We start from the raw sequence: 15,597 nt of genomic DNA on the forward strand, positions 1-15,597 counted from the left end.
ACATGCAAAAAATTCGAAAGGGACGCTGGATATGGACAGGTTAAAGCTAAGCGACGTCATTAAGGCATATGATTACGCGTTTGATCCTTCCGTAACATCACGGCTCAGGAAGGCCATTGTGAATCATCCCGGTACCATCATTGTGCTGGATGATGATCCAACCGGCGTGCAGACGATTCACGGTGTCACCGTCGTGACAGGCTGGGATCCGGAGCATATTTACCGCGGATTTCTTACGGAAGAGAAGCTGTTTTTCATCCTGACCAATTCCCGCGGCTTTACTGCGGAGGAGACGCGGGCCGTTCATCGCGAGGCGGTTCACAACATTATTCGTGTATCCCGGGAACTGAACCGACCTTTCATTCTTGTGAGCCGCAGCGATTCAACTCTGCGGGGCCACTACCCTTTGGAAACCGAAACGCTGCGTGAGGTCATCGAATCGGAGACGGGCACGAAGATCGACGGAGAAATTATTTTTCCTTTCTTTAAAGAAGGCGGGCGATATACCGTTCAAAATACGCACTATGTGGAGAATCATGGATTTCTGACCCCGAGCGGGGAGACGGAATTCGCGCAGGACAAAACGTTTGGCTATCATTCTTCCGATTTGTGCGCCTGGGTGGAAGAGAAGACTTCCGGTCAATTTTGTGCACGGGACGTCACCGCCATCTCGCTTCAAGAACTGCGAGCTTATGATATATCCGGCATTGCCGAGAAGCTCATTTCGGTCCGCGGCTTTCATAAAGTGATCGTTAATGCACTCGATTACGGTGACGCTGAGGTTTTCTGTTTGGCGCTATATGAAGCGTTGGAACAGGGCAAACATTTTTTGTTCCGGACCGCGGCCAGCTTCGTTCGCGTTTTCGGGGGGATTCAGGAGCGGCCGCTTCTAAAAGCGAAGGAATTGTTTCAAACCTCAAAGCTGAATGAAGCGCAATCCGCAGCTGCGGTTGCCGGCGGACTCATTGTTGCGGGCTCGCATACCTCCCTCACGACGGGACAGCTTCAGCAGCTGGAGCGCCGCCGGAATGTCGCCGTGGTTGAACTGAACCAGCATTTTGCCGCTGAGCCGGAAGAGGTGTGGCGGCGTGAAATATCGCGTGCCTCGGAACAGACCGTGGAGCGGCTGAAGGAAAGTTGCACCGTCGTGCTGCGCACGAGGCGCGAGCGGTTTGATATCGATAACGGCAGTAAGGAAGATGAGCTTCGCATTGCCGTACGCATCTCGGCTGCGCTGACGGAGGTCGTAAGTCAATTGACCGTTCGTCCACGTTATATCGTGGCCAAAGGGGGGATCACCTCGAGCGATATTGGCACGAAAGCATTAGGGGTGACCGTGGCGGTGGTCGCCGGCCAGATCAAACCGGGCATCCCCGTATGGATTTGCGGGGAAGAGAGCAAGTATCCACAGCTTCCCTATATTATTTTTCCGGGGAATGTGGGTGAAGAGACGACGCTGCTTGATATTGTGGAGGAGCTGACTGTATGAGAAAAGTGATCATCTCTGTAGCGCCTACTCCGGCGCTGTCCGCTTCGATTGATCCGGCGAGCCTGGCGGAAGAGGTTATTGCAGCCGGCCGTGCAGGCGCAGCAATGGTGCATATGCATGTGCGGGACCAGAACGGCAAATTAACCGACGAAATGGATGTATACAAGGATACCGTGGAGCGTATTACGAAAGAAAGCGACATTGTAATTCAGGCTTCGACCGGCGGCCTGTCTGACCTGACGATTCAGCAGCGCTGTGCGCCGCTGAGCTACGATAAGGTGGAAACGATCTCATTAAACGTAGGTTCGGTCAACCTGGGGGAAGCGGTATACAGGAATCCGATCGGCGACGTGCGTTATTGCGTCGAGCAAATGATGAAGTATAGGAAAGTACCGGAAATTGAAATTTTTGAGCTCGGCATGATTCATACCGTACTGGAGCTGGATCGGCACTATTCCCTGCCGAAGCCGCTCATGTTCGATCTGGTGCTGGGACATCCGGGCGGCGCGCCTGCGACGATAGACGCCTTAATTGCCGTGCGGAGCCTTGTGCCTCGTGATGCATTATGGGGCATCACGCATGCCAACCGGACAGATTACTGCATCATTTCCGCGGCGATTGCGATGGGCGCAAGTCTTGTGCGGATCGGTTTTGAAGACAGCGATTATCTGAACTGCGACCGTAGAGCAGCGAATAACGCGGAGCTGGTATCCAAGGTTGCGGATATCGTTCATGCCATGGAGCTGGAGGTAGCAAGTCCGAAGGATGCAAGGCAAATCCTTGGCGTCGTGGAGCGGAACATGGATTAAACGGACCTGGCCACTACAGTGTACGGCCAAGTGCTTGCATAGCCCGCATTCATCCCTGGTCTGTTTTTGAATGGCGATTCAGGGGGATATCTGAAAGCGGTTCATCCAGCGGCTGGAGAGGGACAAAGGAGGAGACAATGCACTCGTTCGTTCCTTAGCTGCAGTTCATTTGTTATGCACACGTGTGCGGAACTGCTGTCCATGATCTTTCGCATGCGATCGATGCTGGAGTTAATATTCGAAGGGAGTGGCGAGCTTGGACATCCGCAGCTACTTGACGCCTTACAAATGGAAAGAGCCGGTCCTTATAGGCTCAGGCGAGAAAGACGCATTTGATTATCATGCCGTAGACTGTCCTTTTGTGTTTGAGCATCAGAATCGCTTCTATATGATGTACGTCGGATTTGACGGGCGGGGCTACCAAACAGCACTTGCCGTTAGCAGCGACCTGCTTCGCTGGGAGCATCTGTCAACCATTTTGGGCCGGGAGGAAGGTTCCGGCTGGGACTCCAGAAATGTCGCCGGTACATGGATCATGCGGGAGAACGAAATGCAGGGGCCTGCCAAGCTGAAAAAATGGAACGGAAAGTATTGGCTTGCCTATCACTCGTACCCGGGGGAGGGATACGAGGAAGGCTCGGCCTGTATCGGCCTTGCCTGGACGGAGGATGAAAACCTGCTTCATTGGAACCGCTTTGAACGGCCCATTTTATCACCCGAAGATGGCGAAGCGTGGGAACGAGGCGGACTGTATAAGGAATGCCTGCTTGAGCATGAAGGAACGTTCTATCTTTTTTATAATGCAAAGAACAAGAACCATGGCCGCTGGATCGAACAGACCGGGCTCGCTACGTCCAAGGATTTAATGCATTGGGAGAGACATCCGCATAATCCGGTGATCCAGGTAACGCCCGGGGCATGGGACTGCGGTTTTGCCAGCGATCCTTGCGTGCTGCGTAACGGAAATGAGTGGGTCATGTTCTACTTCGGTTACAACTACAAGAAAGCGCAGGAAGGAATTGCGCTCTCCTCTGATCTGCGTCATTGGAACAAGCATCCAGAGCCGATTATTCCCGTCGGCGGAGAAGGCGAGCTGGATGAGACCTTTGCCCATAAGCCGTCCGTCATTTCGCATAACGGGATCCTGTACCATTTTTATACGGCAAGCCGAACACCGAAGGAAGGCGATCGTACCTGCAACGTCTTTCCGGAATTCCGAACCATCACGGTTGCCACATCAAGGCCGCTTCCGCGGTAACGCCAGTCGGATAGGGGGACTTAAGAGATGACACAAATCACAGTGGATGCCATGTGGACGGAAGGACGAACCTGTCCGCTGGGAATCGATTCCGATACACCTCGTCTTAGCTGGTCATACGGCGCATCGGAGCGGCGTTCGCTGAGGCAGAAAGCCTACAGGATCGTCGTTGCATCGTGCCAGCAGCGGTTGGCGGACGGCTGCTTTGACATGTGGGACAGCGGCGTGGTGACGAGCAGGAGGCATACCGACATTCCATATAACGGGAAAGCGCTGCTGCCCAGACAGCTGCTGTTTTGGCGTGTAACGGTGTGGGATGAACAAGGAAATGCTGCCGTCAGCGACATTGCATGGTGGGAGACAGGATTACGGTCGCCGGAAAATTGGTCGGGAACGTGGATCGGTGATCCCCAAGCTGCAGAAATAGGGCGGGCGCTGCCGCAGTTCCGCCGATCATTCATCGTTTGGGGCGCCGTGCGCCAAGCCAGAGCCTATATTTGCGGCTTGGGACATTATGAACTCCGGCTCAATGGCTACAAAGTCGGTGCTAGAGAGCTTGATCCGGGCTGGACGGACTACGACAGTACCATCCTTTATACGGTATACGATATTACGCATGAGCTGCAGCAGGGGGAGAATGCCGTTGGCGTCTTGCTGGGGAATGGATTTTATCACGTAACGGGCGGCAGGTATACCAAATTTAAAGACTCGTTCGGAACGCCGAAATGCCTTGTCAACCTGATCATCGATTATTCGAACGGCACTAGTGAAACGATCTGCACGGACGAATCGTGGAGCGTCTCCGGCAGTCCCCTGCTATTTTCTTGCATTTATGGGGGAGAGGATTACGATGCGAGACGAGAGCAGCCCGGTTGGGACCGCCCTTATTTTCAGCCTGGCGGGAATTGGACTGCCGCCGCAAGCGTCGAGGCTTCCGCGGGCATATTGACGGCGCAGACCGCCCAGGCGCTCACTGTGAAGAAACACTTTGAGGTTTCGAAAATGACCGAACCCAAGCCGGGAATCTTTGTCCTGGATCTCGGTCAGAATTTCTCGGGATGGCCGGAAATTTCGGTATCGGGTCGGGCGGGAGCGGTCATCACCTTGACGCCTTCCGAGCTGTTAACCGCAGATGGCTTGGCGGATCAGCGCTGGACGGGTTCACCCTACCAATGGCGCTACGTGTTGAAAGGGGAGGGGCTTGAAACGTGGCGGCCCAGATTTACATATTATGGCTTCCGCTATGTACAGGTCGAAGGAGCCGTACCTCAGGAAGACGCATCAAGCGGTGAAGGCATTCCCGTGCTGCACAGCTTGCAAGGACAAATGATATATCCCGACATTCCGGACGCCGGCGGGTTCCGCTGCTCCAATAAACTGCTAAACCGCATTCATGAGATTATAGGTTGGGCGATGCGGAGCAACACAAAAAGCGTGTTCACCGATTGCCCGCATCGCGAGAAGCTTGGCTGGCTGGAACAAATTCACCTGATGGGCCCGTCGCTGATGTTCAACTATGACGTCGAAGCGCTGCTGTGCAAGGTGATGGAGGATATGGCGGATGCGCAGCAGCCGAACGGCATGATCCCGACGACGGCTCCAGAGTATGTCGTTTTCGAGAAACCCTGGGAGATGTTTCGCGATGCGGCCGCATGGGGCGGCGCGTATATTTTGGCGGGATGGGAGCTGCTGCAGCGCTACGGAAATGATGGGGTGCTGAAGCGGCATTACGAAGGGATGAAGAGGTATGTCGATTACCTGGCAAGCCGAGCAGACGGCTGTATTCTTCGGCACGGGCTGGGAGATTGGTACGACATCGGGCCGAAGGGTCCCGGCTTCGCGCAAAATACGCCGGTGGCACTCGTCGAAACGGCGATTTACTACGAATTGAGTGTTGTGATGGGGAAAATAGCGGGAGTACTGGGAAGACCTGAAGATGCCTGCATGTATGATGAGCGGAGCCGTCAGATTCAGGCCGCCTTTAATGCAGAGTTTTTAAATGACGAGACCGGAACGTATGCAAATGGAAGCGATGCCGCTCTGGCCATGGCTCTGGCCATTGGACTTGCGCCGGAAGATAAGCGGGGTCAGGTGCTGGAACGGCTTATCGACGGTATCGCCGCCCGCGGATACCAAACCACCGCCGGTGATGTCGGGCACCGGTACGTGCTGCTGGCTTTGGCGCGGGCGGGTCGGTCGGATCTCATATTCCGCATGACGCAACATACGGAAACGCCAGGCTACGGATATCAGGTCGTGAGTGGAGCAACTTCGTTAACGGAAGCCTGGGACGGACCGGCCGTCGGCAAATCCCAGAACCATTTCATGCTGGGGCATGTAGAGGAATGGCTGTACAGCCACCTGGCCGGGCTGGATTACAGGTATGATCCGGAACGGCAGCATTATGTCTTAATGGTGCAGCCGAATGTGGTAGGCGGAGTGGATTGGGCGGAGGCATGGTGCGGCCTCCGATCCGGGCGGGCCGCTGTTCATTGGACGAGGAGCGAGGGCGGTTGTTTAACCGTTCAGGTTCATGTCCCGGTAAACACGGAAGCGTACATCTATATTCCGGCTGATGATTTAGAACAACTTACGGAACATAATCTCCCGATTTCCGGTATGCGGGATCCGGAATTGATGTGTTATGAGAACGGAATCGCTGTCTTTCATACAGGCTCTGGTACGTATGCATTCACAAGTAAGCATGAAAGTGATTCATTACCAAGAAATAGGCTTTAGCCCGGTCATTTCAAGTAAAGGTCGTGAACAATGTGAATGACAAATCTGTTATGAAATGGAATGCATCCGGCGAAAAGAAGAAGCGATCGAAAGGAATACTGCGCAGACTTGCCGGCCAATGGCAAGTGCAATCGATGATCCTGCCGGGAATTCTCTTTATTGTTGTATTCAGCTACATCCCGATGTATGGGATTACGATCGCATTTAAAGAGTTTGATATTTTCCAAGGGATCTCGGGCAGTCCTTGGGTGGGCTTCAAACAGTTTAGATTGTTTTTTGAATCTCCCGACTTCGTCATGATCATGAAAAATACGCTGGTGATTGCGGTGCTGAAGCTGATCTTCATCTTTCCGGCTCCGATTATTCTTGCGCTGATGCTCAATGAAGTCCGGCTTGCAGCATTCAAGAGAATCGTTCAGACGTTAACGTACCTGCCGCATTTCATTTCCTGGGTTATCGTATCCGGCCTCTTATTTTCGATCTTGGCGGTTGAAAGTGGGAGCCTCAATATCGCACTGCAGAAGCTGAACTTGATCGAGCAGCCGACGAATTGGCTGTCGGTGCCCAAATATTTCTATTCCATATTAATCTCCGCCGGGATATGGAAAGAGATTGGCTTCAGCTCCATTGTCTACCTGGCGGCCATCACAGGTATCAATCCGCACCTATATGAAGCGGCCGCGATGGATGGTGCAGGCAGATTCAAACAAATGGTTTTGGTTACGCTGCCAAGCATAGCGCCTGTAGTGACGATCTTCCTTATTCTGCATATCGGTAATCTACTGAATGCAGGATTCGAAGACATATTAGCCATCACGAACAGCGGAAAAAATACCATTCTGCGTGATGTGTCGGAAGTCATTGATACCTATGTCTACAATTTTGGCGTCAATCAGCAGCGGTATTCATTCGCTACGGCTGCGGGGTTGTTTAAATCTATCATTAATGTGCTGCTTCTGTGGGGTGCCAACTCTATCGCAAGAAGAATGTCAGGGTCTTCATTGTGGTGACCCAGTTATAGCGCGGGAGGTAGGAACATGAAGCTTAGCCTCGAAGATCGGTTTCTGCAGATCTTTGTCTATACCGTACTTATCATACTTGCACTGGTATCCCTGTATCCATTTTGGAATGCGCTGGTCATCTCACTGAATTCCGGAATAGATACATCATTGGGCGGTCTGACGCTGTGGCCCAGGCAATTGACGTTCGATAATTACAAGGTGATCCTGAGCGATCCGCGATTTTTTAAAGCTTTAGGGATCTCCGCGTTAAGAACCGTTAGCGGGACGGCTGCTTCTATTTTCTTCACGGCGATGCTCGCATATGGTTTATCCCGCAGAGATACCGTCGGGCGAAAATATTACATGGTCATCGCGATATTTACGATGTATTTCAGCGGTGGACTCATTCCAACCTATTTATGGCTCAGAGAGCTCGGGCTGTTCAACAACTTTTGGGTATTGTTCGTTCCATGGACCATTAGCGTATGGAATATGATCGTCTTCCGCACGTTTTTCCAGGAGCTGCCGAAAGAACTGGAGGAATCAGCCATGCTCGACGGGTGTAATCATTACGGTCTATTTTTTCGCATCATCGTTCGTCTATCCGGTCCCGTCATCGCTACACTGTCTTTGTTCCAAGCGGTGTTCTTCTGGAATGAATGGTTCTCGTCCGGTATCTACATCAACAATGCCAATCTGCTACCGGTACAGAACTATTTGATGAATATGATTAACTCCAATTCGGCTCAGGAAATGATCAGCCAACTTGGCGCAGCCGGCGGCGTGGGAGATATGATCTCAAGCACAATTACTCCGAAATCACTGCAAATGACAGCTCTGATGGTCGTAAGCCTGCCAATTATTCTGGTATATCCTTTTGTGCAGAAGTTTTTTGTGAAAGGTGTAATGGTCGGATCACTTAAAGAGTAGGCCGATCACAAACGATGAATGGGGGATTATCCATGAGGGGAAGAAGAAAGCATTTCACAGTGATTTCAGTCATGACAGCGTTAAGCCTGGCACTGTCTGCATGCGGCGGCGATTCATCGGCGACCAAGTCAAGCGGAGACAATCAAACCAGTGGAGAGACTGCCTTATTCGGAGAACAACCGCTTGAATTCAGCTTTTATTCCAACTATGATTTTGCCTCTCCTATCGGTTATGGAAATGATGTATCCACGAAGTGGCTGAAAGAGAACAAGAAACTAAACCTGGTTGAAATCGGTTCTAACGGCAATGCGAGTCAGAAATTCGGCACGATGGTTGCTTCTAACGACCTCCCGGATGTCATCATGTTGGATCGGGGTTCGACGGATTATACCACGATGCAGAAGAATGGGATGCTTGTACCGCTCGACGACTATTATAAGAAATATCCCGTCCTTCAGAAGCTCATTGATCCAGAGACGTTTAACATGCTGAAGGCGGAGGACGGTCACATATATGTCATTCCGAACTGGTTCGATAGCGCCCAAAATCAATATAAGAACGTGAACACGGGTTGGACCGTAAATCAGGAAATATATGCCGACCTTGGAAAACCGGAGCTAAAAACATTTGATGATTTGTACAGCTACCTGAAACAAGTGAAGGAGAAATTTCCGAACGTCGTGCCGCTTGAGCCGGGCATTGCCATGAATGGGGTTAATATGCTTTACAAACTGATTTATGCCGGAAACGGCGGTAATCGAACCATATGGAATATTGGGGACGTTCCGACGTTCCCGAATACCGAAACGCATACGCTAGAGTCGATTTTTAACGATCCTGCCTACTTGGATGCGTTTAAGTATATGAGCCAACTCACCCGAGAAGGCTTAGTGTCACCTGATATGTTTACGCAAAAGCAGGAGCAGGTGCAAGAAAAGCTGAACTCCGGCCGCATCGCGGTGACAGCGATCTCCAATATTACAGGACTAGGAAACACGGCGAATGATATACTTCGGGCCAAGGACCCTAATGCCGGCTATGATTTCATTCCGTTCCTGTACAAGAGTGGTATTGATCCAACAACGGTGAATCCGCACACCTATGGCACTTTAGGCTGGAACGTCGTCGTTATTACCAAAAAAGCGAAGCAGCCTGAGCAAATTTTCCAGTTCTACGATTGGTGGGCAAGTGAAGAAGGGCAGCGTATCAATGCGTTCGGCCCGCCAGGACTGCTGTACGATAAGGTGGATGAGAATGGAGCGCCCATCGACAATGAAAAGGCAAAGACGATCAAGCCGGAAGAAAAAGCGAATTTAAAAATAGGGTTGTTTAACCCGCTTGGCTCACCCTTATATTACAAAATCACCCACTTCAAGAATGCCCAAGATCCTGATCATCAAAATTGGGGGATGGCAGCCAGCGAGTATTTCGCCAAATTTGCCAAGCTCAATACGGATCAATTCAATAATATGAAACTTGATCCGAAATCAGATGCCGGGATCAAAGAACAGCAAATCAAGCAAATCTGGCAGGAGGCAAACGCCAAAATGATATTTGCCAAAAATGACGAGGAGCTTGAAGCGGTATATAAAAAATTGCAAGCTGACGTGATGAAGGCGGGTTATGAAGACATTTTGGCGGAGAAAACCAAACTTTGGCAGAGTAATCTTGCGCAAATGAAACCATAGAACAAAAACCTGAGGGATGGAGGAATGACGATGCCGCGAGCATGGCCCAAAATTTTGTACGGCGGGGACTATAATCCGGAGCAATGGCCGAGAGAAATATGGGAAGAGGATATGCGCTTATTCAAACTTGCGGGCATAGACATCGCCACGGTCAATGTGTTTTCATGGGCGCTGAATCAGCCCAACGAAACGACGTATTCCTTGGATTGGCTGGATGACGTCATGAATCTGCTTCATGCGAATGGGATATACGCTTGCCTCGCCACGGGGACCGCCGCCCATCCGGCATGGATGGCCCGCCAATACCCCGACGTACGGTCGGTGACTGCGGACGGACGGAAAATGAAATATGGGCGCAGGCATAATTCATGCCCGAATAGCCCTACGTATCGGAAATATTCTCAGGCCATGGCCGGAAAGCTGGCGGAACGGTATCAAGACCATCCAGCGCTGCTGCTGTGGCATGTGAACAATGAATATGGCTGGCGGTGTTACTGCGATAATTGCGAATCCGCCTTCCGGGAATGGCTCAAAGCGCGCTACGGCACCCTGGAGGAGTTGAACAAGGCTTGGTACACCTCCTTTTGGAGCCATACGTTCTACGACTGGGATGAGATCGTGCTGCCTAACCTGCTCAGTGAGCATTTGAATCGAAGTCAACCGGATCAAACGGCATTTCAAGGCATATCGCTGGATTACGACCGGTTTAACTCCGACAGCATATTAGAGTGCTATAAGCTTGAGCGGGATGCAATTAAGGCGGTTATTCCGGATGCCGTGGTGACGACCAATTTCCAGAGCAATGGCACGTATAAGCCGCTGGATTATTTCAAATGGGCCAAAGAGCTGGATGTCATCGCATTGGACAGCTATCCCGCCAATGATATGCCGATGAGCCAAATTGCGATGCGCCACGATCTGATGCGCGGGCTGAAGCAGGGGCAGCCGTATCTATTGATGGAACAGAGTCCAAGTCAGTTGAATTGGAAACCTGTCAATCCGTTGAAGCGGCCGGGTGTAATGCGCTTATGGAGCTATCAGGCTGTAGCCCGCGGGGCAGAAAGCGTGATGTTCTTCCAGCTGCGGCGCTCCCGCGGAGCGTTTGAGAAGTTTCATGGCGCGGTCATTGATCATGCAGGCCACGAGCATACGCGCGTTTTCCGTGAATGCACGGAACTGGGAAAGGAATTGCAGATGCTGGGGGACACGCTGATTGGGGCGGAGACGGTAGCGCGTGTCGCCATTTTGTTTGATTGGGATAACTGGTGGGCGCTGGAGCATTCCAGCGGGCCCAGCCAGCAATTGAAATACTTGCCGCAAATCCAAAAATACTATGACGCCTTCTATCATCGCAATGTCCCGGTGGATATGATCGGGATCGAGGAGGATCTTGGCAAATACGATATCGTCATCGCGCCTGTCTTCTATATGGTGAAAGAGGGGATCGCCGAGAAGCTGGAAAACTACGTGGCGGGCGGAGGAACGTTCGTCACTACATTTTTTAGCGGCATCGTCAATGAAAGCGATCTGGTCACCTTGGGCGGTTACCCGGGTGAGCTGCGGAAACTGCTCGGCATCTGGGTGGAGGAAATCGACGCACTATTCCCGGGGCAGTTCAACAGCATGCAGCTGCGGACAAACGCCGCCGGCTTCGAAGGAAGCTATGCCTGCGGCATGCTGTGCGATCTGCTTCACCCGGAAACGGCGGAGGTTGCGGCCACGTATGGAAGTGATTTCTATCGAGGCATGCCGGCATTGACGCGGAATGCATTCGGCAGGGGAGAAGCTTGGTATATCGCAGCGGATCCGGAGGATGATTTCCTGGCGGCATTTTTCGGGCAACTGTCCAAAAGAAAAAACATTCTACCTGTTATGGAGACGCCGCCAGGGGTTGAGGCTGCCGTTCGCATAAAGAATGGACAGCGGTATACATTTCTGTTAAATCATAACGAGGCATCGTCGACGATCCATTTGGGGCAGGAACAACGACTAGATTTGCTAACAGGAAGGCCTGTCACCGGCGATTGGATGCTGCCTGCCCATGGCGTGTCTATCTTGAAGCAAATACCATGATGCGTATAAGGAGTGAAGTGCCTTGTCGAAAGATCGCAGCATGACGATGTGGTACCGTAAGCCGGCCAAGGAGTGGGTAGAAGCCCTTCCCGTAGGTAACGGCCGTTTGGGCGGAATGGTGTTCGGAGGCACGGAGCAGGAGCGAATCCAATTGAATGAAGATACGCTCTGGTCAGGGCATCCTTACGACCCAGCGAATCATAAAGCTTTACCCCATCTGGAAAAAGTCCGTCAGCTCAACTTTGAAGGCCGTTATGCCGAGGCGCAGGAACAGATTGAAGAGCATATGCTTGGTCCTTGGTCGGAATCCTATCAAGCGATGGGAGACCTGTATCTTCGAATGGAGAACGCAGGTGACGTTACGGATTATCGGCGGGAGCTGAACCTGAAGCGGGCTGTGTGCCGCACCTCCTTTGTCATGAACGGCGTTCGTTATGTCCGTGAAGTGTTTGTCTCGGCGGCGGATCAGGTGATGGTCATCCATCTGTCGGCAGACCAGCCGGGTACAGTATCTGTAGAAGCATCACTGGACAGCCTGCTGGAGCATCAGGTCCAGCAGACTGCACCTGATTGTCTTGTTCTTCAAGGGCGCAGTCCAAGTCATGTCGAGCCGCTGCATGCGAAGTCGATTAATCCCGTGGTGTATGAAGAAGGAAAAGGCATGCGCTTTGAAATCCGGCTGCTTGCCATGGCGGACCAGGGCCATGTGAAACGGGGCGAACATGGTTTGCAAGTGGAGCGCGCGAACGCAGTGACGTTTCTGTTAACGGCAGCAACGAGCTACAACGGCGTTGAACGGGACCCGTTTCTGGACGGCAGCAATCCAACGGAGAAATGCAAGGAGTGGCTGAACAAGGCAACCGCCTATTCCTATCAGCAGCTGATCCAGCGTCATACATCCGATTACAGGGAACTGTTCGATCGGGTTGAACTGGTCCTCGGCGTGCCCGGATTATCGGACCTTCCCACCGATGAACGGATCGAGGCCCTTCGCGACGGACGTGAGGATGCGCAGTTAGCGGTGCTGTTTTTCCAATATGGGCGTTATCTGCTGATCTCCAGCTCAAGACCGGGAACGCAGCCTGCCAACCTCCAAGGAATATGGAATGACCGGATGAGGCCGCCGTGGGCAGGCAATTATACGGTGAACATTAACCTGCAAATGAATTACTGGCTTGCTGAGAGCTGTAATTTGGCGGAATGCCATGCGCCTCTTTTTGACTTGCTGGAGGATCTGCGCGTGGCGGGACGGGAAACGGCAAAAATCCATTACGGTGCGAGCGGCTGGGTGTGCCATCACGCCGTTGATCTGTGGAGGCTGTCGACGCCTTCGGGCGGCCCGTCCAAAGGTCCGGCAAGCTGGGCTTTCTGGCCGATGGCGGGACCGTGGCTGTGCCAGCACCTATGGGAGCATTACCGTTTTGGAGGCGATAGGGCATTTCTGGAGGAAAAGGCTTACCCCATCATGAAGGAAGCGGCGCTCTTCCTATTGGATTGGCTGGTGAAGGACCCGGAGGGATATCTGGTAACGAATCCATCCACATCGCCTGAGAACACGTTTATCGGATCCGATGGCAAAAAGTCGGCCGTCAGCATCGCTTCGACCCTGGACAATACGCTCATTTGGGAGCTGTTCACGAACTGCATAGAGGCGTCAGCCGATCTAAAGACCGATATGGAGTTCAGGCAAGAGCTTCTTGCCGCCAGAGACCGGCTGCGTCCGCTCCGGATTGGCCGGTATGGCCAGCTTCAAGAATGGTTTGAGGACTTCGAGGAGGCGGAACCCGGACACCGCCATACGGTGCATTTATACGCCTTGCACCCCGGAGACCAAATTGATCCGTATGTTACACCTGAATTGGCTGAAGCTTGCCGGGTCACGTTGGAGCGGCGGCGGCAGCATGAACAGGAGGATGCCATCGGTTGGTGCTTTGCATGGCGAATCAACCAATTTGCGAGGCTGGGTAACGCGGACATGGCACATCATTATTTAATCAAGCTCTTACAAAATCCGTTCCCCAACCTGTTCAATGCGCACCGCCATCCCAAGCTATTGTTCTACCCGCTGACGGTAGAAGCGAATTTCGGGGCAACGGCGGGAATCGCGGAGCTGCTGCTGCAGAGCCAGGCGGGAGAGCTGCGGCTTCTACCGGCGCTGCCGAAGGAATGGACGGAGGGAAGCATTCGAGGATTGCGCGCAAGGGGCGGTTTTACGGTAGATCTGGCATGGAAGGAAGGTAAGCTGTCCGAAGCCCGCATTCACTCATTGAACGGTCATTTCTGCCGGCTGCGCTCGGAGCAGCCTATCCAAATATCCGCTAGGGCCGAAAGGATCCAGGCAGAAATGATTGAACCTTACGTATATGGTTTCCGGACGGGCACGAATCAATCTTATACCGTTACGATGGCCGACTCCTAGAATCTAAGGCATGTTTTGCCTTTCGGCGGAATGGTTAGACTCTTTATAGATGGGCCGCGGCCGTTTCATTAGCATCAGCTGCACCCGGAGATGAAGGTAATGACTACTATGCAGAAAGAAGGGCTTTTCAATGAACGAATCTCTCAAATCCGTAACCGACTGGCTGAACGCACATAAACGGCAGACCGTTATGATCCGCAAACAGGAGCTAGAGGACACCGATCAGACACGAATCATGCTGGAGGATGTGGAGTACAAGCCGAGCACACCGACGATGGACGAATATATCGAAGGGGATTCGCTGATCCTGCACGGCAGCGGAGCCGTGGTGAACGAGCAGGGGGATATCCCGCTTCCTCGGAGTACGTATCAGATTTATGTTGACGGATTGAAGCATGCGGATGTGCAGGATCAGCAGCTTTCCATGGAAACCGAACGGGCAAAATATGAAATTTTCATACAATCGTGAAAAATTTCAATAAGTATCTTTGCATATTCCATTGAATGTGGTAAAGTAAAAACTGACCTTATGACTGAAATTGAAAATTAGTCAGTTTTTGCGGATACGCGTTTAGATGGGAGGAGAACATCATAGGATCGGTCGACCGGAAGAAACAGGTGCTGGGCGCGGCTGCCCAGTCCTTTTCCTTGTTCGGGTACAAGGCGACGACGATGGAGCAGGTAGCGAAGATCGCTAATGTGGGAAAAGGAACGATTTACACGTTTTTCGATACGAAGGAACAGCTGTTCGACGAAATTCTGCACGGCGTGATCTCCGAAATGAAAACGATCATTGAGCGGGAAGTAGATCACCGGAAGCCGTTTTTCGACAATCTGTTCCGGGTTCTGGATTCCCTTCTGGAATTCCGGGGGGAGCATGAGCTGCTGATCAAGCTCTCGCAGGAGGTCAGAGACTTCGGGACTCCACAGTCCCAAGAAGCGATGAGCCGGGTGGAGGGAGTTATCCTCGGCTATATGGAGAAGGAAGTCCGGTTCGCGGTGGAGCAGCACGAAATTCGCGAATGCGATCCGTCCGTCGTCGCTTTCCTCATGCTGAAAATGTACGTCGCCCTGACTTCCGAATGGAACAAACAGCATCAAGAAACGTTAACAAAGGCGGAAATCAGACAGCACTTCCGGCTGTTTCTGGAAGAAGGGTTGTCTGTAAAATAACCGGGCATGCGTTGCGTT

The 15,597-nt window shown here is 52.2% G+C and carries 11 protein-coding genes; all 11 read left to right on the forward strand.

All coding sequences use genetic code 11. The annotated features are described in order from the left end of the window. The first annotated feature begins 31 nt into the window (after window positions 1-31). The 11 genes from FHS19_RS04075 (at window position 32) to FHS19_RS04125 (ending at window position 15,579) form a co-directional block, all read left to right on the forward strand. Window positions 32-1,489 carry a four-carbon acid sugar kinase family protein gene (locus FHS19_RS04075; protein ID WP_183578955.1) on the forward strand — a complete coding sequence of 486 codons (1,458 nt, stop codon included), beginning with the start codon at window positions 32-34 and terminating at the stop codon, window positions 1,487-1,489. After that, the gene (locus tag FHS19_RS04080) at window positions 1,486-2,298 is read left to right on the forward strand and encodes a beta-keto acid cleavage family enzyme (protein ID WP_183578957.1); all 813 of its coding nucleotides are present in this window, start codon (window positions 1,486-1,488) and stop codon (window positions 2,296-2,298) included. The genes FHS19_RS04075 and FHS19_RS04080 overlap by 4 nt, the downstream gene beginning before the upstream one ends. Window positions 2,299-2,554: 256 nt before the next feature. Continuing rightward, complete coding sequence (locus tag FHS19_RS04085; RefSeq protein WP_183578962.1) at window positions 2,555-3,556, forward strand: glycoside hydrolase family protein; 1,002 nt, start codon at window positions 2,555-2,557, stop codon at window positions 3,554-3,556. Between the two features lie 27 nt (window positions 3,557-3,583). Beyond that, the gene (locus tag FHS19_RS04090) at window positions 3,584-6,295 is read left to right on the forward strand and encodes an alpha-L-rhamnosidase (RefSeq protein ID WP_183578965.1); all 2,712 of its coding nucleotides are present in this window, start codon (window positions 3,584-3,586) and stop codon (window positions 6,293-6,295) included. Between the two features lie 50 nt (window positions 6,296-6,345). After that, complete coding sequence (locus FHS19_RS04095) at window positions 6,346-7,305, forward strand: ABC transporter permease (protein WP_183581416.1); 960 nt, start codon at window positions 6,346-6,348, stop codon at window positions 7,303-7,305. A 27-nt stretch (window positions 7,306-7,332) separates the two neighbouring features. Beyond that, complete coding sequence (locus tag FHS19_RS04100) at window positions 7,333-8,226, forward strand: carbohydrate ABC transporter permease (protein ID WP_183578968.1); 894 nt, start codon at window positions 7,333-7,335, stop codon at window positions 8,224-8,226. Between the two features lie 71 nt (window positions 8,227-8,297). Next, window positions 8,298-9,914 (forward strand): extracellular solute-binding protein, encoded by a 1,617-nt coding sequence (locus tag FHS19_RS04105; protein WP_246426487.1) that lies wholly within the window; start codon window positions 8,298-8,300, stop codon window positions 9,912-9,914. Window positions 9,915-9,944: 30 nt separating this feature from the next. Next, window positions 9,945-11,987: a beta-galactosidase gene (locus FHS19_RS04110; protein WP_183578974.1), complete on the forward strand. Its 2,043-nt coding sequence runs from the start codon at window positions 9,945-9,947 to the stop codon at window positions 11,985-11,987. 22 nt (window positions 11,988-12,009) lie between these two features. Continuing rightward, window positions 12,010-14,406 carry a glycoside hydrolase family 95 protein gene (locus FHS19_RS04115; RefSeq protein WP_246426414.1) on the forward strand — a complete coding sequence of 799 codons (2,397 nt, stop codon included), beginning with the start codon at window positions 12,010-12,012 and terminating at the stop codon, window positions 14,404-14,406. A gap of 130 nt (window positions 14,407-14,536) precedes the next feature. Continuing rightward, window positions 14,537-14,875, forward strand: a complete 339-nt coding sequence (gene ymzB / locus FHS19_RS04120) for a protein YmzB (RefSeq protein WP_183578977.1) — start codon at window positions 14,537-14,539, stop codon at window positions 14,873-14,875. Between the two features lie 122 nt (window positions 14,876-14,997). After that, window positions 14,998-15,579, forward strand: coding sequence for a TetR/AcrR family transcriptional regulator (locus FHS19_RS04125; protein WP_105443472.1), 582 nt, complete (start codon window positions 14,998-15,000; stop codon window positions 15,577-15,579). Window positions 15,580-15,597 lie beyond the last annotated feature (18 nt).

It is taken from the genome of Paenibacillus rhizosphaerae (genome assembly GCF_014192015.1).
In the GTDB taxonomy this organism is placed as follows: domain Bacteria; phylum Bacillota; class Bacilli; order Paenibacillales; family Paenibacillaceae; genus Paenibacillus_AQ; species Paenibacillus_AQ rhizosphaerae.